The sequence below is a fragment of the Mucilaginibacter aquaedulcis genome (genome assembly GCF_030409325.1).
GTDB lineage: Bacteria > Bacteroidota > Bacteroidia > Sphingobacteriales > Sphingobacteriaceae > Mucilaginibacter > Mucilaginibacter aquaedulcis.
In genome coordinates this window covers 1,976,645-1,997,844 of record NZ_JAUFPR010000002.1, presented here as the reverse complement: position 1 = coordinate 1,997,844, position 21,200 = coordinate 1,976,645, and the positions used below count along the sequence as shown (strand labels likewise).

Below are 21,200 nucleotides of genomic sequence, written 5' to 3'. Positions count from 1 at the left end.
TAAATATACTCAGGCATTTAAGGTGACAATTATGTGGACATTGGCTAAACTTTTTGAGCCCGGTAATCGTTGTTGTTGTATGAAAAAAGAGATTTTAGCAACTTCTGTAGTTTTAGGTTTGGGTTTAACCGCGCTGGCCTTGCAGGCCCGCTGCAAACCTCTTGAAACTGTTAAATACGTAGAATTAAAGAAATATATGGGTACCTGGTTTGAGATAGCCGCCTTTCCGCAGTCTTTTGAAAAAGGCTGCATATGCACCTCGGCCACTTACGGTTTGACCGAAGATGGCTCCGTAATTGTTAAAAACCGCTGTATTCAAAATGACAAATTAAAAGTTACCGAAGGCCGTGCCTTTGTTACCGACCATACCAACGCGAAACTTGAGGTACAGTTTTTTTGGCCTATTAAAGGTAAGTACTGGATAATTGATCTGGCCAAAGATTACAGCTATGCAGTAGTGGGGCATCCCAACCGAAACTACTTATGGATACTAAGCCGTCGCCCAACGCTTGACGAGCAAACATATAATGAGCTCGTTGTACGTGCAGCCGATAAAGGTTTTGATGTACGGAACCTGGTAAAAACCGAGCAGATAGCAGATGTATCAAGTATTTAACTAAAGAAAGGACTTATGCAGAAAGACGCATATGATGCGCCTCTACAATATCACCGTAGAGACGCATCATATGTGTCTTTTTTTTTCTCTTGAAAAATATTAAAAACGGTATCCAAGGGTAAGGAACGCGTTGTTGTTTGTTTTTTTGAAACTGGCTGTTGGGTTTCCTGCATCAATCAGATATGGGGTTATCACCTCAGAGCCTGTTATGTGTGCATAAGTGGCGTCAACATAATAAGCGCCAAAACGCAGGCCTATGCCGCCGGTTACGGTTTTAATATCACCTGTTATATCTGTAGCAGTGCTGTTGTTTTTAAAAGGACTGCCTTGTTGGCTATAACCACCGCGCAGGTAAAACATGCTGGTAACACGGGCCTCGGCACCTACATGCACATTGATGGTTGAACGATAATCGGCTTTAATCTGGTTAATATCTGATGTATTATCAAAATCCTGGTTGCTGTTGATGTGAGCGCTGGCATAGTCAATGTATTCCACATCACCGCTTATGAAACCATATTTACCTATAAAAAAGGCCGCGCCGCCTGCTAACTTTAGCGGTGTGCGCATATCGTAAGTAAATGAACTGGCGCCCAGCTGGTCGCTTTGCGATGCCCGGCCATTAATGTTGGTGGTTAGGCCTTCATTGTAGCTATCATCAATACTGTAATAGGTTGGTGATGTAAAGGTGAAACCTAAACGTAATGCCTCAATAGGTTTATAAATAACGCCCAGTTTAATATTGGCCCCGTTACCCCGGGTCGACTGGCTTTGAACATAGGCCGAATTAAAATCGGTTGGTACGCCCACAGTGCCTCCATTTGGCGGGATGGATGCAGAGCCTGTTTCCGTAAACTGGCGATAATAATCGTACCTGATATCGGTAATGGCAACACCTACACCAATGTATAGTTTATTGCTGTAGTTGGCGCCAAAAGCAAAATCAAACTCTGATTGACCGCCCGTGCGTGAAATGATCCCGTTTTGATTTATAGGTGTTGAAACCGTACTTGCATAATCAGGATTGGTACTGGTGCCAAAGTTATCTACAATGCCATGGTTATAGGCCCAGCCGCCCAGCGCATCGTTGGGGTGGTTGTTGGCAATACCTGCAAAGTAATCAGATATGGAATTGTTAGGGTTTCGGCCACCGTAGTTAATATCCTCGTAAAAGTTATTGGTACGGCTGTAACCGGCACCATAGTTAATGCTTAACCAGCCTTTGGTTTTATCGCGGCCCTTTTGGATATTCAATTGCTGATAAATTACAACTGAAGCATTGTTTAAATTGCCATGGTTGTTGGTAGTGTTGGCATTTTGCCCAAAATAGGCCGAATTTACCTTTGAACCATCAAACTCAGGTGTTATGTTAAATTCAGAGTGCGTAAAAAAGCCCAATCCCGCTGGGTTGCCGCTAATGGAGCTCAGATCGCCGCCAATGGCAGTACCTGCATTACCAATGGCTTTAATACGTGATGTAGACCCATTTTGAAACGTTGAGAAACGTACTACATCCTGCGCGTACTGCGCAAAACTATTTTTAGTAATGGCTACTGTAGCAATTACGGTTAATAAGTATTTTATTTTCATAGAATCTCAGAATGATAAAGTTATGGTCTGCCTGGTCTGCCGCCACCGCCGCTGCTGCCTCCGCTTGAGCTTCTGGAGCCCCCGCCCGAGTTGTTGGAAGGTGATGGAGATGAACGATCAATATTAGGTTGCTGCATTACAGGCCTTGGTTCCTGCGAGCGCGCTGCCTGGCTTGCATCAGAGCGAGAAGGGCGCGCGTCTGTACGTGCAGGGCGAGCAAAGCTATTGTTAACACCACGGCCGCCCGGTATATATCCTATACCGCTGTTGGGTGGTACACGGGTACCAAATCCGGGCCTGCTAATGCCATTGCCTACACCACCGCTGCTATATCCGGGTCCGCGATTTGGGCGTGGTGTGCCACCAGTATAATAACCACCGAAACCCCCGCCATAGCCTAAGCCCCAGCCGCCGTAACCGTAGCCATATCCGCCGCCATAAAATCCGCCATAGCCTAAACCGAGGCCCCAGCCAAGTCCGCCGTAGCCATAGCCTAAACCCCAGCCTCCGTAACCGTAAGGAGAATATCCATAACCCCAGGGCCCATAATTAAAGCCAAGACTAAAGCCATTATTGAAAGCATAATTGCCATAGCCGTAGTATAAATTATCGTAATAACTAAAAGGAGAGTAATAATTGAAACGGTTTATGCGTGAGGCATAATCATCGTAGTAAAAATAATCGTCGTCATCATCACTGTAGGCCTGTTCCTGGCTTACGTTAGGGTTTTGATTATCCACGGCTGCATAAGTAGGCTCATCGCCGGCTTTGGCTTTTGAAAAGTAAACGTCGTCACTACTTTCGGTATTTGCCAGTTTTGTGGTTGAGCAGGAACTCAGTGCCATGGCACCGATCAGAAAAATTCCTATTGCAATGTTCCGTTTCATGTCAGGTAAGTAAAAAGTGCAAGGTCAATTAACTTTTAAATTTATAAATTTGGCGCAATATACAATAATTGTATAGCCAATATCTATTTACAATCAGTATGAGCAAAGGTGTTATTAGTAAAGACGAAGATTATTCGCAATGGTTTAACGACTTAGTAATTAAATCTGACATGGCCGAGTATTCGCCGGTTAGGGGATGTATGATCATTAAGCCCTACGGGTACTCCATATGGGAAAAAATACAAGCCGTGCTTGATGGCATGTTTAAAGAAACCGGCCACAGTAATGCTTATTTTCCGCTGTTAATACCCAAAAGCTTTTTTAGTAAAGAGGCCAGCCATGTTGATGGTTTTGCCAAGGAATGTGCCGTAGTAACCCATTATCGCCTTAAAAATGATGGCGAGGGTAATATCATAGTTGACGAGGAAGCCAAGCTGGAAGAAGAGCTGATCATTCGCCCTACATCAGAAACCATTATCTGGAACACCTATAAAGGCTGGATACAATCATACCGCGATCTGCCTATCCTGGTTAACCAATGGGCCAACGTTATGCGCTGGGAAATGCGCACCCGTTTGTTTTTACGCACCAGCGAGTTTTTATGGCAGGAAGGCCACACGGCCCACGCTACAGCCGAAGAAGCCATAGCCGAAACCGAGCAAATGCTTAATGTATATGCCGACTTCGCCGAAAACTGGATGGCGCTGCCTGTAGTGAAAGGCCGCAAAACAGCCAACGAGCGTTTTGCCGGTGCTTTGGATACCTACTGCATTGAAGCTTTAATGCAGGATGGTAAGGCTTTACAAGCGGGAACATCACACTTTTTAGGGCAGAACTTTGCCAAAGCATTTGATGTAAAGTTCACCACCCGTGATAATAAGCAGGACTTTGTTTGGGCTACCTCTTGGGGTGTATCAACCCGTTTAATTGGTGCACTGATCATGGCGCACTCTGATGATGCCGGCCTGGTATTGCCTCCAAAACTGGCTCCTATTCAGGTAGTAATTGTGCCAATTTACAAGCACGACGAAGAGCTGGATAATATAGCTAATTACGTTGCCGGACTAACCAAGGAGCTGAAAGCCAAAGGCATCTCCGTGAAATTTGATAAGCGCGATACCCATCGCCCGGGAGCCAAATTTGCCGAGTACGAACTGAAAGGCGTACCATTGCGTGTTGCTATTGGTAGCCGCGATATGCAAAACGGCACCGTTGAGTTGGCCCGCCGCGATACCAAAACCAAGGAAACCGTAAACCAGGAAGGTTTGGCGCAGCAGATTGAATCATTATTAGAAGAAATTCAAAATAACATCTATAAAAAAGCTTTTGATTTCCGTGCGGAGAACATGGTAGAAGTTGATACCTGGGATGAGTTTAAGCGCATGCTTGATGAACAACCCGGCTTTATCAGCGCCCATTGGGATGGTACATCAGAAACTGAACAAAAAATAAAAGAGGAAACTAAAGCGACAATCCGTTGCATACCTTTGAATAACAAACAGGAAGAAGGTAAATGCATTTTAACAGGCAAACCGTCAACCCAAAGGGTGCTGTTTGCAAGGGCGTATTAATTTTGGTGAGTGGTTGATGGGTTAAGTGGTGAGTGGTTTTTAGCTGAAAATACATTTTAATGATTAGATACTAACAATTACCAATTGACTATACATGGCCTCGTTCACTGAATTAGAAACATGGAAATATGCGCGGAAAATAAGGATTTTGATTTCAGATTTGGTTCAAAAGTTTCCTGTTGAAGAAAAGTTTAGATTGACAGACCAGATCATACGTTCATCACGTTCTATTGGCAACAATTTAGCCGAGGGACATGGGCGCTTTCATTATCAGGATAACATCCGATTTTGTATAATGGCCAGAGGTTCATTAACAGAAACGCTTGATCATTTGATCATCGCTTTTGATGAGAAAATGATCACCGAAGAAATTTTACAATCGTTTCAAACTGAATACGAAAGCTGTTTGAAATTAATAAATGGTTACATTCAATATTTAAAAAATAAAAAGGGGGAAGTTAGTTAATTGGTAAATGGTTGATTAAGTGAGTAGTTATTAAACAGTAGCCATTTACCCATCTGCCAACCATACAAGAACCATTCACCACTTAACTCAATCAACCACTCACCAAACCCATGAAATTCGCAACTAAAGCAATACACGCCGGGCAGGAGCCCGATCCAACTACAGGCGCCATCATGACGCCGATATACCAGACCTCAACCTACTGGCAAAAATCGCCGGGCGATAATAAGGGGTACGAGTACTCACGTGGTACCAACCCAACCCGCAAAGCGCTGGAAGATTGTTTGGCTGCGTTGGAAAATGCCAAATTCGGCCTTGCTTTTTCGAGCGGTATGGGTGCTACTGATGCTGTAATGAAACTACTTGCCCCGGGCGATGAGGTAATTACCGGAAACGACCTTTATGGTGGTTCGTACCGTATCTTTACCAAGATATTTGCCAACTACGGCATCAAGTTTCATTTCCTTGACCTGTCAAACCCGGAGATCATCCGCGAGTATACCAACGATAAAACCAAGCTGGTTTGGATTGAAACACCTACCAACCCCACTATGCAAGTGGTGGATATTGAGGCTATTGGTAAAATAACCAAAGAGAAAAACCTGCTTTTTGTAGTAGATAATACCTTTGCTTCCCCATACCTGCAAAACCCTATTGATCTGGGTGCTGATGTGGTGATGCACTCGGTAACCAAGTACATCGGAGGTCACTCTGACGTAGTGATGGGGGCCTTGATGTTGAACGACGAGGATCTGTACAAAAGACTATGGTTCATTTATAATGCCTGCGGTGCTACACCGGGGCCTATGGATAGCTTCCTGGTGCTGCGCGGCATCAAAACCCTGCACCTGCGCATGAAAGCCCATTGCGAGAACGGCAGGCAGATTGCTGAGTTCCTGAAAACACATCCTAAGGTAGAGAAAATATACTGGCCGGGCTTTACCGATCATCCTAACCATGAGGTGGCTAAAAGGCAAATGCGTGATTTTGGCGGCATGATCAGCATTGTACTGAAAGGTGCCGATCTGCAGGAGACGTTCCGCATCGCGTCGTCATTTAAAGTATTTTCATTGGCCGAGTCATTAGGAGGTGTAGAATCATTGATCAATCACCCGGTAAGCATGACCCATGGCTCTATCCCCAAAGCCGAGCGCGAAAAAGCCGGGGTTGTAGATAACCTGCTGCGCCTGAGCGTTGGTGTTGAAGATATTGAGGACTTGCTGGAGGATTTGAAACAAGCCTTAAGCTGAGCCCCCCGACCCCCTAAAGGGGGAGGGTATAATGCATATTTATGTTAAAAGACGCTAATCAAGAGCTCCCCCTTCAGGGGGCTGGGGGGCTTAAGTCCTTCCTCGACGCTAAAGTTGCCCAATACAATCGCCCTGAGTTTATTGAGAACGACCCGATTTCGATACCACACCTGTTTACTAAAAAGCAGGACATCGAGATCATGGGCTTTTGGGCAGCTACGCTGGCCTGGGGGCAGCGTGTTACCATCATCAAAAAATGTAAGGAACTCATTACCTTGATGGATGGCGCGCCTTATGATTTTATCATCAACCATGAGGAGCCCGACCTGAAAAAACTGCTCAGCTTTAAGCACCGCACTTTTAACGATATTGATACGCTATACTTTATAGCCTTTTTCAGGCAGCATTACGAAAGGTTTGAATCATTGGAGGATGCGTTTATGTCGCCCCCCAGTTCCCTAAAGGGGGAATTAAAAGCAAGTCAAGAAACTCCCCATTTAGGGGGCCGGGGGGCTGTAGAACATGCTCTCAACCATTTTCGTTCCTATTTCTTTTCCCTGCCCGATTTTCCGCACCGTACCATGAAGCACGTGTCGTCGCCATCGCAAAAATCTACCTGTAAGCGCTTGAATATGTTTCTGCGCTGGATGGTGCGTAAAGACGATTGCGGGGTTGATTTCGGCATCTGGAACCGCATTACACCTGCCGATCTGATCTGTCCGCTTGATCTGCATGTGGATAGGGTTTCGCGCAAACTCCTGCTCATCAACCGTAAACAAACCGACTGGCAAACCGCCCTCGAACTCACCGACCGCCTGCGCCAATTTGATCCCCTCGACCCGGTAAAGTATGATTTCGCCCTCTTTGGCTTAGGCATTGAAGAACGCTGGGGCGTGCAGTTTTAAATATCACACTGTCAACTACTCACCCCGACATCGCTGCGCTTGTAGACGCTCTCATCAGCTTCGCTGGAAAGAAGGTAAGAAAATTTCTTGTCTCCTCGCGTCATTGCGAAGAACAAGGCAATCTCTACACAGGCAATTTAATGGATTTACTATTTAGCTATTCACTCTGTATAACATAGAGATTGCTTCGTACCTCACAATAACGTCTTTGAGTTTCCCTCTTTCCGCCTCAGGCGAAGAGAGGGATGGCAAGCGAAGCGATGCCAGGGTGAGTCTATGTTTTTCCTTAATTATCAAAATGATAAAACCTATCAAAATGATAGGTTTTATCATTTTGATTCAATTGGTATTTTTATTTAAATAGTTATATATAAGTTAATTAACAAAATTTTAGCAATAGGGGCATAGCTATTGGGTAGCTGTTTTTGTTAATCAAAATCAATGTTTACTGTTATTGTTCCTTATTGCTACCGCCAAAACTTTAAAGTATGTGGCAAAACTTTCAGAGCAGCTGCAATACCGGTTTATAAATCCCCTATTAGTTTATACTTATTAAATGAATTCGCACGTTAAGCAACTCACTTTCGCGGGTATGATCGTTACCCTCGGTATTATTTTTGGCGATATTGGTACATCCCCCCTGTATGTTTTTCAAACTCTGCTGGTTGAGGGCGGTAAGGTTAACCCGGCCCTCGTGCTGGGCTCTATATCCTGTATTTTCTGGACACTCACCCTGCAAACCACTTTTAAATACATTGTAATTACCCTGCAGGCCGATAACAAAGGCGAGGGGGGTATATTTTCATTGTACGCGCTGGTAAGGCGCTATGGCAAATGGCTGGCCATTCCGGCTATTATTGGCGCAGGCACTTTACTGGCCGATGGTATTATTACGCCACCAATTTCGGTAACCTCGGCTATTGAGGGATTAAACCTGGTGCCTGCCTTTTCACATGTGATCATCCCCGGTAACAGCCTCATCCTTATTATTGTGATTAGCATTATTATCCTGCTGTTCTTTTTTCAGCAGTTTGGCACCAAGGTAGTTGGCTCGGCATTTGGACCGGTGATGCTGATGTGGTTTATTATGTTGGGTGTTGTGGGCACCATGCAGGTGGTACATTACCCATCCATATTTAAGGCCTTAAACCCATACTATGGCGCACGATTGCTGATGGATCATCCTAAAGGTTTCTGGCTTTTGGGCGCGGTGTTTTTATGTACCACCGGTGCCGAAGCTCTATACTCCGACCTGGGCCACTGTGGCCGCAAAAATATCCAGGTAAGCTGGATATTTGTAAAAACCACGCTCATCCTCAACTATCTCGGGCAGGGCGCATGGGTATTGTCGCAAACAGCGGGTAAGGATTTTACCGGTGTTAATCCTTTCTTTGAGATAGTGCCGCACGCTTTTTTACTACCCAGCATAGCCTTGGCCACATTAGCCACCATTATTGCCAGCCAGGCACTAATCAGCGGCTCGTTCACCCTCATCAGCGAGGCGGTGAGCATGAACTTTTGGCCGCGTATCACTATTAAATACCCCTCAAACATTCGCGGGCAGATTTACATCCCAAGTATTAACTGGATCTTGTGCGCGGGCTGTATCCTGGTATCCATGTACTTCAAAACATCCAGCGCTATGACAGCGGCTTACGGTTTTAGTATCACCATAGCCATGCTCAGCACCACCATTTTAATGTACTACTTTATGCGCTATGTAAAGCACTGGCCGGTATGGCTGGTTACCATTATACTGTGTGTGTTTTTATCGGTTGAGTTTTCGTTTTTCGTGGCTAATGCCGTTAAAATATTAAAAAGGCTGTTTTTCGTGGGTTTTGAGGTTGGTTTAATATTTACCATGTACATCTGGTATAAGGCCCGTAAAATCAACAACCGTTTCCTGAACTTTATTGATATTAAGGAACAAATTCCATTGCTGAACGCCCTGAGCGCCGATACCACGGTTAACAAGTACGCTACGCACCTGATTTATTTAACCAAGGCTAATAACGCCAAACAGATAGAGGAAAAGATCATTTACTCCATTATGAGTCGCCGCCCTAAACGTGCCGATACCTACTGGTTTGTACATATTGAACGCACGGACGAGCCTTACACCATGGAGTACAGTGTAGAGCAGATTGAACCGGGCAAGGTGATCCGTATTGAATACCGGCTGGGATTCAGGATACAGCCAAGGGTGAATGTGCTGTTTAGGAATGTGGTGGAAGATATGGTGAAACGCAAGGAAATTGATATTACCAGTCAATACGAATCATTGAACAGGTATGGCATTGCGGCCGATTTCAGGTTTGTGATCATGGAGAAATTCTTATCGTATAATAACCTGTTCAGCGTGTCGGAAGCATTTATATTGAACAGTTACTTCGCCATTAAAAAGCTGGCCCAGTCAGAAGCCAAAGCCTTTGGCCTTGATACCAGCGAAACCCGTATTGAGAAAATACCGCTGGTGGTAAAACCGGTAAATAACCTGCACTTAAAAAGGGTAGAGCCGGTAGGTTTTGAATTAAGAAGTTTTGCAGAGGTAGATTAATTGCCTGAACCAGAATTTATTGAATTAAAGAATAACTCACTTGCGCTCGTTTGTAACGAGTGCTTCAAGAGGAGGAGCGATTGTATCGCTTCGATTTTTAGTGCTTCATATGGGTTAACGTTTTAAACGTTAACCCATATGAAGCACTCGTTGTAAACGAGCGCAAGTAAGGTAGGAGTTCGGAAGAAACAAAAAAAGTGGGGGGCGTGCGATTCCCTCTATTGGGAAGGGTAGGGAGGGGTTTCACAGGGCGAGGTTATTCCATGAAGTGGCGCATAGAGCACCCCTCCCTGCTACTACACAACCGCATCGCGCCCTTCCAAGGGAGGGAATTAAAAAATCTTCCAAACACCTATGCTATTATCATCAATAACTGATTCGTGGTACGGCTCAAAACAAAAGAAGTTGTCATTTCGACGAGGAACGAGGAGAAATCTTGTACACATGGCAATCCTGTGAGGCATAGCGTATAAGATTTCTCCTTACCCCAACACACTGCCCAATCCTTGTTCGTCAAAATGACAACCTTTTTTTGATTTTATTTCTTCGAACACTTAAAGCTCCCCCTTTCTGAGCGAGGGGGACTTTAAGTTAAAACTATTTAAATCGGAGCCGCTTATCATATCTTTAGTCTGATAAGGGTCATAACTAACAATAAGTAGGGTAATATAGCTGTTTGATGATTAAATTCGCACCCGTTACGCGGTAAAATTGCGAATATGAAAAAAATTCTGTCGTTTAAAAGCATACAGGGTTATGCGTTGATATTCATTATGATAGGGGCTTCACTTTTTTTCGGTCAGAAAGAAATCATACTCCCTGAAATGGCAGCATTGGCCGTAGGCTGCCTCATATATGAACATCCGGGCTGGGTTGCCAAACCGTTTCATATCTTCCTTTTACCCTCAATAACCGCAGTTGGGGGCTTTTTAATCAATAAATTAGATATTGGCATGGCTCCGAAACTTATATTGGCATTGTCATTTATATGGATCGTTCTCCTGCTGTTTAAGAGCACCCTGGCCCCGGCACTGGCAACCGGCTTATTGCCGGTTATAACCAACGCTACCTCTGTTTCTTTTATTTTTGCTATCCTGGCGCTTACATTTATACTTTACCAGGGCCTACGGTTCAAAAAAGGAATGCCGCAGGTATTGCCAGGTTCAAGTGCGCAAAAACCTAAAGATCATATTTTGTATCTGGCTTTTATATCGATCTGGATATTAATATGTTCACAAAATGGATGGATGTTTATAGCCGCTATACCACCCGTTATTGTTGTGGGCTATGAGTCGGTACATAAAAAAGAGTATACATTTAAAATGTTTTATAAGCAGGTAATCTGTCTGTTCTTAGCCGCTTACATTGGCACCCAAAGTTTATACTTTTTAAACAACTTGCTTCTGGCTGCTTTAGTTGATATTATACTGGTGACCCTTACGCTACGTTTGCTGTCATTTAAACTGCCTCCTGCATATGCTATGGCATTATTACCAATGGTGCTGCATAACAGCACATCGCATAAATATTTTCACTGGCAGGTGCTCACCATGGCTACACTTGTACTGGGTATCGTTTGCCTATACAAAAACATCAAGCTTAAAGATCAGCTGTTTGCCGGATTTTTGCAAAAAAGCAGGTAAAGAATCAGCTCCTTGCACTCTATACTTGCGAGTGCAAGGAACTGATTTAGCGATTAAATGAACCTTTTCCTAAACCAGGAAAAGCTTGGCTGTTTCCGTGAAAAGCTTATTTCGCCTCAAAATCAAATGATAACGCCGGGTGTTAAAATCCTAAACCAACTGTAAATCCTTTTACATTGGCGCTAAGCGTTGCACCTGCTGTTGCAGCGCCGGTTTGTAGGTCTATGGTATAAACTTTAGTTACCCCTCCAACAGTTAATAAAGCGTATGCAATGCCGCTGTTACTGCCAATATCAAAGCCGTTGGTGGCATCAGCGGTGATGCCAAGCGCACCAACATCAACCAATACGCCATTATTAGGTGGGTTTTGACTGTATAATCGCCCGGCTTGTGCATCAATATCAAATAACATGGTTGTTGTTGCACCAGCAAAGTTGTTGGTATATGCCACACCGGATATGGATATTGTGCCAGGAGTTAAGGCCCCGTCTACAGCGGCTACTAAACCATCATTAGGGTTAATTCTTAAATTTTGTCCGGTATTGCTTACCACACGTATCCTATCAACCGTAGGATTAAAATCAAAACCAAAATCGGTACCGGATAATACTGTTGAAAACGATGTGGTACCTACTGCCGCTGCTACGCCCGACGAAGCATTTATAGTATATAACTTGCTGGTGCTACCCAAGGCATACAGCTGTCCATTTGCCGGCCTGAAATCAATGCCCAAAATGCTTTCGCCCGCAGCTATACCCGTAAAAGGCTTAATAACCGGCGATGGATTAGCGGGATTAAAAATTACCAGCTCGTTATTAGTACTTACAGCAAAGGCTACAGGTTCTGTTGGGATAGCAAGGCCGGTAACACCTGCCGGCAAATCATTCTTTATTTTTGTGGCCTTACCTGTAGCCATGTCAATACTGTATAAACCGGTTTTGCCTGCTACGGTAAGCGCAGCCAGGGCCGATGAACCATCAGGGCTGATATCAAACCCGCTTGATGCTTCGGCATTTATGGTTAGGGAGCCCACTTCGGTTAGTTTGCCGTCGTTAGGCGGGTCTTGCCTGTATAGTTTATCGGTAGATATATCAATGTCAAACAATACAGTTGTACCCGCACCCGCGCGGTTTTGTGTATAAGCTACCGCGCCAACGCTGGCATTGGCTACACCGTTTATAATACCATCAGTAACGGCAACCGTACCTGTTTCAGGATTAAAGCGTAAGTTTTGGCCATCACTGCCCACATAACGAATGCGATCAACCGTAGGGTTGAAATCAAACCCTGCAGTTTTTGCCGTAGTAGTTAGGGTGGGAGTAAATGGTGTGCTGCCAACCGTACGGGCTGCACCTGTTTTTGTATCAATAATATAAATACGGCTGGTACTGCCTATACCATAAAGCTGCCCTGTGGCTGGCCTGAAATCGATACCTAATATGGTTTCGCCGGTTTGCAGGCCCGTAATGCTTGCCGTAGCAATAATTGACGATGCGTTTTTCGCATTAAGGGTAAGCAAGCGACTATCGTTTGTTAAGGCGAAGAAAGTAATATCTGGCCCGGCAATGTCTGTGTCCGGATTGTTGTTGTTATTATTATTGTTGTTCCTGTCTTTTTTGCAGGATAAGGATAACGAAATAATGATAGCTGCGCATACCATGCCCAACCTGGATACAAGATTAAATGTTTTCATGAGAAATTTTTATTTACAATGTTGTAATAGCCCCCGGGGGCGTGAGTTATACAGTGGGTTGTAAATAAAAATCGGGTGGAGGGGAGGTGAACTTTAAGAAGTATGACGACTGGTAATTATTATGATAAGCGGTAAGATGAATGATAATGGTGTAACCAATATGGTTAGCGGAAACGGCCGCAGGTATACCTACAAACTCCTTCTCCTTTTCTAACTGTGATGGTGTTTCGGCCTTTTTTTCTCCGTCGTCTGTTTCGGGTAATATTGAAAGTACCTTTGTAACAGTTTTAAAGTTAATGCATACCGGCAAAATTACTTTGCAGCCTATCAGTAGTATCAAAAAGATACAGGTGAGGTTACGTAAATAATGATGCTTTAATAGGAGTATCATTTACCGGCAATAATTGATTGTTACCGGTAGTTACGTAATTATCAGTGGCGTAGTTTTATAAAGTGTGTTTAACCACCTCATTTGTCATGCTGAACTGAGTGAAACATCTATTCTGCTGTTTAAATGACTCACAGATATATTCAGCTTGTTGGTTTAGTAGCATAATGATATTTCACCTTTATAGTACCTCAATTTTTAAACTCAGGATGACAAGTACTTTTTAATAACTCACCAATCCCTACGCTTCTTCCTTAAAATAAACTTTGTAATAATTCATGGCGCGGCCATCGTCAAAGCCTTTTTCAATGAGCTCTTTATCGCCATGAATATAGATGTGGAAGTTTTTATCGAGCTTAAGCACGCTTTTATAATCGCGGGCCTGTTTCTTTACGGCATTGCCTGAAATTTCGAAAGTATTAGCTATGGGACTGTCAAACTCCTGCTCGTACTGGTTTTTGAAGGTTTTGAATGATTCAATAGCGTCGGGGTTGCCGATCACCTCGTTTGAGAACTCGTCGATGTCAAACGTTTCCTTTTCCTTAAAGTACTTCATCGATCGGTTCAGCAGGTCTATCTTATCGGCCTTGCTCATTTCAAACTCATCATCAAGTTTTTGGGTTACGAAGTTTTTGTAGATGCCCAGGGTATTGTTGGTTTGGTTAAAGCTATCATTACGGATGCGGAGCTGTAAAAACTCATCCTTCCAGTAAACGGCAGCATCCTGACCTCCGTTGGTTTTATCAATCACCACTATCTTGTAACCATTCTCTTTTTCGATATTGAAGATAAGCACACCCTTATCCAGTTTATTGATGTTGATGGCTTCCTGCTCATAATCAACCTGGAAACCGCCTTTGTCGGGATAAACCTTCAGGTAGGTTTCTTTATTTTCTGATTTAAAAATACCGATAGCATCAAGCGGATTGCCCTCAATTTGTACCTGGTTAAAGTAAACCACATACAGTTCGCCGCCTTTGATGTTGGGGTGGGTGGTTGTTTTGTACAGGTGCTTGGCAATTTTTTCGGATGCTTCCTGAAATTTTTCCTTATCCTCAAATACCTGAGTAGCAAAATAATGAATCTCGTTCAGGTTAAGGTCGCCGCTGCTATGCATAAGGTGGTAAACCTCGTTTACTTTTTCAAACGGCTTTAAAAAGTATTGCATGAGCAGGTTAGGGATAATCTCGTCTTTCAGTTCCAGTGGATGGTCAGACAGGGCATACATTTCTTCCTGTGTTGGGTTACCCACATGATGAACCGAAATAGTATCGAGCGAAGCTTCAAAAAAAGTTACCATAATTGCCGCTAAGGTAGGGGTTTTGTTGCTGGGTTCAATAGTTGATTTGAATTGATGGGCGCTGAAGCTTTAATGCCGATGCTTCGATTAAAAATTCGTATATTTATGTTAACTCAACAGCCCAGCTCCTTAAAACAGGAAAGCCGGGCTGTTGAGTTAATGGGGAAAAGCGATTTATATTGCAAATTCTAAATAGTTATTTGATAATCAGTTTGTTGTATCTTTTTAAAGTAAAATAAACGAATGTTTTTCGACGATAAAAGCGTTAAAACGTTATAAAACACCCATTTTTTAAAAGATTTTGATCAAAAACGATAATTTTTAGGGCTGGATTTGGTTAAAACAGAACTTTAAAAAGTCAGATAGGAGTAAAGCATTACCGCTCCAAAATCAGTTCATATTTATTTGTGTTATTTTTGCGCTGGTTCATGCAAATGACCAAAGCTCAATTAATAATAACAAATGACAAACAACGAAACCATAGTAGCCCTTGCCACCCCTAACGGAATAGGCGCCATAGCGGTGATCCGCCTTTCGGGCCCGGATGCCATAACTATTGCCAACAGCGTTTGGAAAGGGAAGGATCTCACCAAACAGCAATCGCATACCATACATTTTGGTAATATTGTAGATGGGGAGCTTATTCTGGATGAGGTACTTGCCTCGTTGTTTGTGGCACCGCGCTCATATACCCGCGAAAACGTGGTGGAAATATCATGCCATGCCTCGGCCTATATTGTAGAGAGCATTATTAAACTGTTCATAAAAAAAGGTGCCCGCTCTGCCAAACCGGGCGAGTTTACCTTAAGAGCATTCCTAAACGGCCAGCTCGACCTATCACAAGCCGAAGCCGTAGCCGATCTCATCGCCTCCAATTCCAAAGCATCGCAGCAGGTGGCCCTGCAGCAATTGAGGGGCGGGTTCAGTAATCAACTGCAAACCTTGCGCGAGCAACTGGTAAACTTTGCATCGCTTATTGAACTGGAACTTGATTTTGCCGAGGAGGATGTGGAGTTTGCCAACCGCGATCAACTGAAACAATTGATAGTGGATATTACCCACATTATTGGCAGACTGATACAGTCGTTTGAGTTGGGTAACGCCATAAAACAGGGCGTTAATACCGTAATAGCAGGCCGGCCAAATGCTGGGAAGTCAACCTTGCTGAATGCATTGCTAAACGAGGAAAGAGCCATTGTGAGCCATATCCCGGGTACTACGCGTGATACTATTGAGGAGGTGCTGAATATTCAAGGAATCAACTTCAGGCTGATAGATACCGCCGGTATCCGTGAAGCCACAGACACCATAGAACAGATAGGGGTACAGCGAACCATGGAAAAAATAAGCCAGTCGGCCCTGCTCATTTATGTTTTTGATGCCGAGGAAATAACCCCCGAAGAGCTTAAAAACGATTTAGATAGCCTGCAAAAACCAGGTGTAGCCATGCTAATGGTAGCTAACAAGATGGATCTGCTGAACCAGGAAATTAAAGCGGAAAGCATTAAAACGTTCTTTAAAAACTCAGGCTTACCTGAAACACAAACTATCTTTATTTCGGCCAGGGAAAAGCTGCATATAGATGACCTGAAAGGCAATATCTACAGCACAGCCATCAAAGATCAACTAAGCGGCGACGAAACGCTGGTAACCAACATCAGGCACCTGGAAGCCCTCCAAAAAACCGAAGAGGCCCTGATCAGGGTACTCGGAGGCATAGACGGCAGCATAACCTCCGACTTTTTATCCATGGACATCAAACAGGCTCTCCACTACCTTGGTGAAATCACCGGTGCAGTTACTACGGATGATTTACTGGAAAATATTTTTAGTAAGTTTTGTATCGGCAAGTGATCCATATTTAAACCCACAAAACATTATATAATAAAGTATGATAAACCGCTTTTAATCAATGATTAAAGCGGTTTTTTCTTTGTGTTGTCATTGGTTTATTTTTCTGCCTCAGTTGTACCCCACTCTGAAATTTGTACCTCGTCATATTTTAAATGAGAGATCACTTGGCTTATTTAAACTTATTATGGATTTGTCGCGCAAGCATTTACTATGATACCTATACCACCCGGAAATGCGGCAGTCTCCCCGCAGGTTCCTATCCAGTTGTTGAATCACTGATCTACATTCCGGCTATCTCATGGATTATAAATTTATGAACTGGGACATTTCAATGATATTGGAAAGACTAATAATCGAACAGCAAGTACTAACCAGATCAGAAAACTCATATTTGATCTGCCGCGAAGTAGATGTTTTTGCCTGGCAACCATGCTGTCAGTATCGTGCCGCACATTCGTTTGGAAGGCCTGAGCTTCATTCTTTTGTATGGTTTGTCGGATGGTTCGTAGATCATGCAGCGGTATTTCAACTTTCAAACAGCATTAAAAACGATATTTCGAATCGTTTTTGTTTTGTCTATAGGTTAATTATTTGATTGGTAGTTGTTTATAAATTGGAAGGGTTTGTGAATCATGCCCGGAGTAAAACAAACGAACGCCAAATATTGATTTATGGATCCTTATTTTATTATCGATGTCATTTTCCTTTCAAGATTTAATGCGCGCACGAAAAGGTGAATTAAGCGCAGCAGAAAAGTTATTTTTTTTGGCGGCACTGGCTTAATTTTCGAACAAATGTTGCAGAGATACAAGGGAATGGCCAGAGTATTTGGTGTTACGGTTTTGAATATTATACAAAGTATCAAGAAGGAACGGAAAAGTAAAAATGCCTGGCTGCGAAAAGAATTGAAGGATTGAATGTGAGCCAGGTTTTGGCGGAAGTTTGCAAGATAGATAAATGCAAGCTGTTCGCGATAAAGTTAACGAATAAATATCAGCATTTATCATCGTCATTAAACTCAATACCATGAAAGAAACTATTCAAAACGCGGGAAAGCCGGACGTATTGCTTATTGGAGCAGGTATTATGAGCGCAACTCTTGCAGTTATGCTTCATGAACTCGATCCCGAGTTAAAGATCAGGATTTATGAAGTGCTCGCCAAACCTGCCGAAGAAAGTTCCAACGCATGGAACAACGCAGGCACGGGTCATGCTGCTCTTTGCGAGCTTAATTATACGCCTCAGAAAGCTGACGGCTGTATCGATATTACCAAGGCGCTTCATGTCAACACTGAGTTCGATCTTTCACGTCAGTTCTGGTCTTATCTGGTATCAAAAGGGGCGATAAAAGATCCACAGGATTTTATTCATTCCGTTCCGCACATCAGTTTTGTCCGTGGTGCGGAAAACGTAATTTTTTTGAAGAAACGTTTTGAGGCGCTTACGGCTAATCCGCTGTATCACGGCATGGAGTTTTCTGATGATAGAAGTATAATAGAAGAGTGGATTCCACTGGTTATGGAAGGCCGCGACCTGGCGGAGCCAGTAGCAGCAACCCGGATGATAACCGGTACCGATGTGGATTACGGAGCATTGACATTGATCCTGCTCGACTCGTTAAAAGGCAAAGACAATATTCAGATCCATTTCAATCACCGGGTTCAGGACCTGGAGCGTGAAGGCAATGGCTGGAATGCCACCATCCGTAATGAAAGCACCGGCAACCAGCACCTCGTACACGCCAAGTTTGTTTTTATTGGTGCAGGAGGAGGCTCACTTCCACTGCTGCAAAAATCAGGCATCAAAGAGGCAAAGGGTTATGCTGGCTTTCCGGTGAGTGGTGTTTGGTTGCGCTGTGATAATGAAGAGATCGCAGCGCGCCACAAAGCCAAAGTTTATGGTAAAGCCTCTGTAGGTTCCCCCCCAATGTCAGTGCCGCACTTAGATCAGCGCCATATAGACGGAAAGGTGGCGCTTCTTTTCGGTCCTTATGCGGGATTTTCAACTAAGTTTTTAAAGCATGGCTCCTATTTGGATCTTTTTGGTTCGATTGATCCCGGTAACATTCTCCCGCTGCTTGCCGTTGGCCGCGATAATATGGACCTCACGAAATACCTGATAGGCCAGGTGCTTGAATCTCAGGAAGAACGTTATAAGGCGCTGCGTGAATTTTTTCCTGATGCTAACGAAGGCGACTGGCGCCTTGAAGTTGCCGGACAACGTGTGCAGATCATCAAAAAAGATCAGGTACACGGCGGCGTGCTAGAATTTCGGACCGAATTGGTTGGCGCATCGGATAAAAGTATAATCGCCATGCTCGGCGCATCTCCTGGTGCCTCTACTGCGGTCTGGATAATGGTGGATGTGCTGGAGAGATGCTTTACCGGAAAGATCAAAGAGGGGACATGGGGAACGAAGCTGATAGAAATGATCCCCTCATATGGTCAGTCGCTGATTGATAATCCATCGCTAACGCTCGAGGTTCGGAGAAAGACAGCAGAAATTTTAAAACTCAACAATATAGCATCATGATTAGGGCATATTTACTGTATACGGGTGATGACGGACATTCGCACGTTAAAACCGGTAGCATCAGCAATGATGCTATGGTACAAGCGGAATATACACAGTTCAAAGAAACCGATCCTCATTCTTCCTGGGACTGGCATGCTGATCCTGTACCCAGATACGTGATAACGATAACGGGAATCCTGAAGTTTGAAACATTAACGGGTGAAACCTTTATACTTCAACCCGGAGAAGTGCTGTAGCTTTTGCAGGGAGTCAGGGTAATTTTGAACTCAATACCATGCGGCCGGTCATCATCAATAATTTCCTGCACGCCGCCACTATCCTTGGCGACGGCACCGAGAAATTTAGAATATTCTCTGCGGAGGGTACGGAGCTAAATCTTCCGAGGATCAATGAACTTCTTGACAGGTCGCTGATGTTGGTTACAGCACTGAGCCCGGTAATGAGTTATGACAACGCTGCAAAAATTGCGCACGATAGGTTGCAAGTGGGGGGCGTTGTTGAAATAGTAGTAAGCGTTTTGATTTTGGCAGGAAACAATGACTTAATTACGCCAAAAAGATTTTATTTTTTGAGATTTCAGCCTTGAACGACCAAAATCCTTAAAATACAATCTTCAATAACAATTTGTCTACCGGTTATTATGGTGCTCATGGTCGTCGTGACCGTAGTCCCTGTGGTTACCATGGTCGTGATGACGGTTTGCGCCGCAGCCGCAGCAAATGATCGTCATCAATGCGATGGCGGTCAGTCGGTTAAAAATTATCTTTTTCATGATCAATATTTTATAGATACTACCTTTTTAGCCAGGAATGGTTTTGTCAAAAGATTGATACACAAGCAGGCTGGAATCTTTTAAGGTTGAGTAAAATTCTTACTCTTTCATGCTACAGATGATCAGCCACCGTATTTCTAATTTTTGTTATAACGCAGTAAACGAACCCCGATGAGATAAGGCATGATAAATGGAATGGCCGGGACGGCCGAGAGATAAGCGGCCGTGGAGAAAGGCTCAGGAGAGGAGGGCGGTAATACCCCCAGCACCAAACCGATCGATGCCATAATAATATACCAACGGCCGGAGCGATCACTCAAAATATTCGTTTTTTTGAGCGCGATGGCGAATAAAATGGTGGTAAGGTAGATCAAAGCTACTTCGATTACGGAAATGACATAAAAGAACGTTCTGATGGGCGGGTACCATTCTGGCCTTTTACCGGGCGGTAAGGTGATAAAGTACCGAAAGGCATCTGTAAGGTAGAAACCCCAAAACGTCATATTCAGTAAAAAAAATGGGATGGCGACCGTCAACGCTGCGAAACCTAAAGTAGAATATAAACGCTCGCTTTGATCGTTCAATTTTACTTTAAGTAAAGCGAAACCCATAAACCCGCTAATTCCTCCAATAATCAGTATGGTAAATCTGGCCTGTTGCTCAGTTGCTGTTGCTACCCAGCCGGCTATAGTAGTTGGTGGCCGCCCCATGCCAGCGAACATGGAGAATAGCATCCAGGGAATAATCAAAAGCAACGCACCATTTGTCCAGCCATCTGATTTCTTTTCCGCCAAATTCGACGGGCGTTTAATTAGTTGCCAAATGGCAGCTGACATCAGACAAATATTAACTACCCATAATGATAAGTATAAAGAGATATTTACCTGCCCGATACCAAATCCAAGGGCTGCAACCGCTGGTGGCACCAGGTATAGGTAAATCAAGCCTGATCTTTGTAAATGGGTCATTGCTATTATTAACTGTTCAATAAAGCTATGAAATTTTGCAATATCTCGGCGAAGCAAAAAAACAGTTTCATTGTCGTGAGTACAGTAAGTCTACGTTTATTAAGAAAAATATAATATCCAGAAAGTATTACTTTCCAGTATTTTTCATGTCATCAATAGTTTTTTTACTGAATGGCTGCGACCTCACGTTTACATGCAAACTTTA

18 protein-coding genes are annotated in these 21,200 nt (G+C 43.7%); 12 read left to right on the top strand and 6 right to left on the bottom strand.

Annotation, left to right across the window (positions count from 1 at the left end):
* Positions 1 to 79 precede the first annotated feature (79 nt).
* Complete coding sequence (locus tag QWZ01_RS12655) at positions 80 to 616, top strand: lipocalin family protein (RefSeq protein ID WP_290323702.1); 537 nt, start codon at positions 80 to 82, stop codon at positions 614 to 616.
* A gap of 99 nt (positions 617 to 715) precedes the next feature.
* On the opposite strand, the gene QWZ01_RS12650 is transcribed toward QWZ01_RS12655, so the two are convergent.
* Together QWZ01_RS12650 and QWZ01_RS12645 are read right to left on the bottom strand one after the other, a co-directional pair.
* Positions 716 to 2,206 carry an OmpP1/FadL family transporter gene (locus tag QWZ01_RS12650; RefSeq protein ID WP_290323700.1) on the bottom strand — a complete coding sequence of 497 codons (1,491 nt, stop codon included), beginning with the start codon at positions 2,204 to 2,206 and terminating at the stop codon, positions 716 to 718.
* Between the two features lie 20 nt (positions 2,207 to 2,226).
* Positions 2,227 to 3,093 (bottom strand): hypothetical protein, encoded by an 867-nt coding sequence (locus tag QWZ01_RS12645; protein ID WP_290323699.1) that lies wholly within the window; start codon positions 3,091 to 3,093, stop codon positions 2,227 to 2,229.
* 98 nt (positions 3,094 to 3,191) lie between these two features.
* Here QWZ01_RS12645 and proS point away from each other — a divergent pair, with 98 nt between their 5' ends.
* From proS to QWZ01_RS12615, 6 genes are all read left to right on the top strand, one after another.
* Positions 3,192 to 4,664 (top strand): proline--tRNA ligase, encoded by a 1,473-nt coding sequence (gene proS / locus QWZ01_RS12640; protein ID WP_290323698.1) that lies wholly within the window; start codon positions 3,192 to 3,194, stop codon positions 4,662 to 4,664.
* 94 nt (positions 4,665 to 4,758) lie between these two features.
* Positions 4,759 to 5,130, top strand: a complete 372-nt coding sequence (locus QWZ01_RS12635) for a four helix bundle protein (RefSeq protein ID WP_290323697.1) — start codon at positions 4,759 to 4,761, stop codon at positions 5,128 to 5,130.
* Between the two features lie 110 nt (positions 5,131 to 5,240).
* On the top strand, positions 5,241 to 6,380 hold the full coding sequence (locus tag QWZ01_RS12630) for a cystathionine gamma-synthase (RefSeq protein ID WP_290323696.1): 1,140 nt from the start codon (positions 5,241 to 5,243) through the stop codon (positions 6,378 to 6,380).
* A 41-nt stretch (positions 6,381 to 6,421) separates the two neighbouring features.
* A complete protein-coding gene (locus tag QWZ01_RS12625; protein ID WP_290323695.1) occupies positions 6,422 to 7,285 on the top strand; it encodes a TIGR02757 family protein in 864 nt (287 codons plus the stop codon).
* 556 nt (positions 7,286 to 7,841) lie between these two features.
* A complete protein-coding gene (locus QWZ01_RS12620; protein ID WP_290323694.1) occupies positions 7,842 to 9,842 on the top strand; it encodes a KUP/HAK/KT family potassium transporter in 2,001 nt (666 codons plus the stop codon).
* Positions 9,843 to 10,561: 719 nt separating this feature from the next.
* Complete coding sequence (locus tag QWZ01_RS12615; protein ID WP_290323693.1) at positions 10,562 to 11,485, top strand: HPP family protein; 924 nt, start codon at positions 10,562 to 10,564, stop codon at positions 11,483 to 11,485.
* Positions 11,486 to 11,627: 142 nt separating this feature from the next.
* Here the strand turns inward: QWZ01_RS12615 and QWZ01_RS12610 are convergent, their stop codons facing one another.
* The 3 genes from QWZ01_RS12610 to QWZ01_RS12600 form a co-directional block, all read right to left on the bottom strand.
* Positions 11,628 to 13,178 carry a DUF4394 domain-containing protein gene (locus QWZ01_RS12610; RefSeq protein ID WP_290323692.1) on the bottom strand — a complete coding sequence of 517 codons (1,551 nt, stop codon included), beginning with the start codon at positions 13,176 to 13,178 and terminating at the stop codon, positions 11,628 to 11,630.
* A gap of 46 nt (positions 13,179 to 13,224) precedes the next feature.
* On the bottom strand, positions 13,225 to 13,569 hold the full coding sequence (locus QWZ01_RS12605; RefSeq protein WP_290323691.1) for a hypothetical protein: 345 nt from the start codon (positions 13,567 to 13,569) through the stop codon (positions 13,225 to 13,227).
* A 238-nt stretch (positions 13,570 to 13,807) separates the two neighbouring features.
* Complete coding sequence (locus QWZ01_RS12600; RefSeq protein ID WP_290323690.1) at positions 13,808 to 14,866, bottom strand: nucleoid-associated protein; 1,059 nt, start codon at positions 14,864 to 14,866, stop codon at positions 13,808 to 13,810.
* A 462-nt stretch (positions 14,867 to 15,328) separates the two neighbouring features.
* Here QWZ01_RS12600 and mnmE point away from each other — a divergent pair, with 462 nt between their 5' ends.
* From mnmE to QWZ01_RS12575, 5 genes are all read left to right on the top strand, one after another.
* The gene (gene mnmE, locus QWZ01_RS12595; RefSeq protein WP_290323689.1) at positions 15,329 to 16,720 is read left to right on the top strand and encodes a tRNA uridine-5-carboxymethylaminomethyl(34) synthesis GTPase MnmE; all 1,392 of its coding nucleotides are present in this window, start codon (positions 15,329 to 15,331) and stop codon (positions 16,718 to 16,720) included.
* Positions 16,721 to 17,710: 990 nt separating this feature from the next.
* Positions 17,711 to 19,252: a malate dehydrogenase (quinone) gene (gene mqo / locus QWZ01_RS12590; RefSeq protein WP_353959408.1), complete on the top strand. Its 1,542-nt coding sequence runs from the start codon at positions 17,711 to 17,713 to the stop codon at positions 19,250 to 19,252.
* Positions 19,249 to 19,491, top strand: a complete 243-nt coding sequence (locus QWZ01_RS12585; protein ID WP_290323688.1) for a cupin domain-containing protein — start codon at positions 19,249 to 19,251, stop codon at positions 19,489 to 19,491. The genes mqo and QWZ01_RS12585 overlap by 4 nt, the downstream gene beginning before the upstream one ends.
* 38 nt (positions 19,492 to 19,529) lie before the next feature.
* Positions 19,530 to 19,841 carry a hypothetical protein gene (locus QWZ01_RS12580; RefSeq protein WP_290323687.1) on the top strand — a complete coding sequence of 104 codons (312 nt, stop codon included), beginning with the start codon at positions 19,530 to 19,532 and terminating at the stop codon, positions 19,839 to 19,841.
* A gap of 63 nt (positions 19,842 to 19,904) precedes the next feature.
* The gene (locus tag QWZ01_RS12575) at positions 19,905 to 20,111 is read left to right on the top strand and encodes a hypothetical protein (protein WP_290323686.1); all 207 of its coding nucleotides are present in this window, start codon (positions 19,905 to 19,907) and stop codon (positions 20,109 to 20,111) included.
* Between the two features lie 53 nt (positions 20,112 to 20,164).
* Here QWZ01_RS12575 and QWZ01_RS12570 read toward each other — a convergent pair whose 3' ends face one another.
* The gene (locus QWZ01_RS12570) at positions 20,165 to 20,995 is read right to left on the bottom strand and encodes a hypothetical protein (RefSeq protein ID WP_290323685.1); all 831 of its coding nucleotides are present in this window, start codon (positions 20,993 to 20,995) and stop codon (positions 20,165 to 20,167) included.
* Positions 20,996 to 21,200 lie beyond the last annotated feature (205 nt).

Bases quoted from the DNA above. Each gene is read 5' to 3' on its own strand.
- QWZ01_RS12645 (WP_290323699.1), bottom strand. From the start codon at position 3,093: ATGAAACGGAACATTGCAATAGGAATTTTTCTGATCGGTGCCATGGCA.
- QWZ01_RS12585 (WP_290323688.1), top strand. From the start codon at position 19,249: ATGATTAGGGCATATTTACTGTATACGGGTGATGACGGACATTCGCAC.
- QWZ01_RS12650 (WP_290323700.1), bottom strand. From the start codon at position 2,206: ATGAAAATAAAATACTTATTAACCGTAATTGCTACAGTAGCCATTACT.
- QWZ01_RS12615 (WP_290323693.1), top strand. From the start codon at position 10,562: ATGAAAAAAATTCTGTCGTTTAAAAGCATACAGGGTTATGCGTTGATA.
- QWZ01_RS12580 (WP_290323687.1), top strand. From the start codon at position 19,530: ATGCGGCCGGTCATCATCAATAATTTCCTGCACGCCGCCACTATCCTT.
- mnmE (WP_290323689.1), top strand. From the start codon at position 15,329: ATGACAAACAACGAAACCATAGTAGCCCTTGCCACCCCTAACGGAATA.
- QWZ01_RS12635 (WP_290323697.1), top strand. From the start codon at position 4,759: ATGGCCTCGTTCACTGAATTAGAAACATGGAAATATGCGCGGAAAATA.
- QWZ01_RS12605 (WP_290323691.1), bottom strand. From the start codon at position 13,569: ATGATACTCCTATTAAAGCATCATTATTTACGTAACCTCACCTGTATC.
- QWZ01_RS12655 (WP_290323702.1), top strand. From the start codon at position 80: ATGAAAAAAGAGATTTTAGCAACTTCTGTAGTTTTAGGTTTGGGTTTA.
- QWZ01_RS12610 (WP_290323692.1), bottom strand. From the start codon at position 13,178: ATGAAAACATTTAATCTTGTATCCAGGTTGGGCATGGTATGCGCAGCT.
- QWZ01_RS12575 (WP_290323686.1), top strand. From the start codon at position 19,905: ATGGTCGTCGTGACCGTAGTCCCTGTGGTTACCATGGTCGTGATGACG.
- QWZ01_RS12625 (WP_290323695.1), top strand. From the start codon at position 6,422: ATGTTAAAAGACGCTAATCAAGAGCTCCCCCTTCAGGGGGCTGGGGGG.
- proS (WP_290323698.1), top strand. From the start codon at position 3,192: ATGAGCAAAGGTGTTATTAGTAAAGACGAAGATTATTCGCAATGGTTT.
- QWZ01_RS12620 (WP_290323694.1), top strand. From the start codon at position 7,842: ATGAATTCGCACGTTAAGCAACTCACTTTCGCGGGTATGATCGTTACC.
- QWZ01_RS12600 (WP_290323690.1), bottom strand. From the start codon at position 14,866: ATGGTAACTTTTTTTGAAGCTTCGCTCGATACTATTTCGGTTCATCAT.
- QWZ01_RS12630 (WP_290323696.1), top strand. From the start codon at position 5,241: ATGAAATTCGCAACTAAAGCAATACACGCCGGGCAGGAGCCCGATCCA.
- QWZ01_RS12570 (WP_290323685.1), bottom strand. From the start codon at position 20,995: ATGACCCATTTACAAAGATCAGGCTTGATTTACCTATACCTGGTGCCA.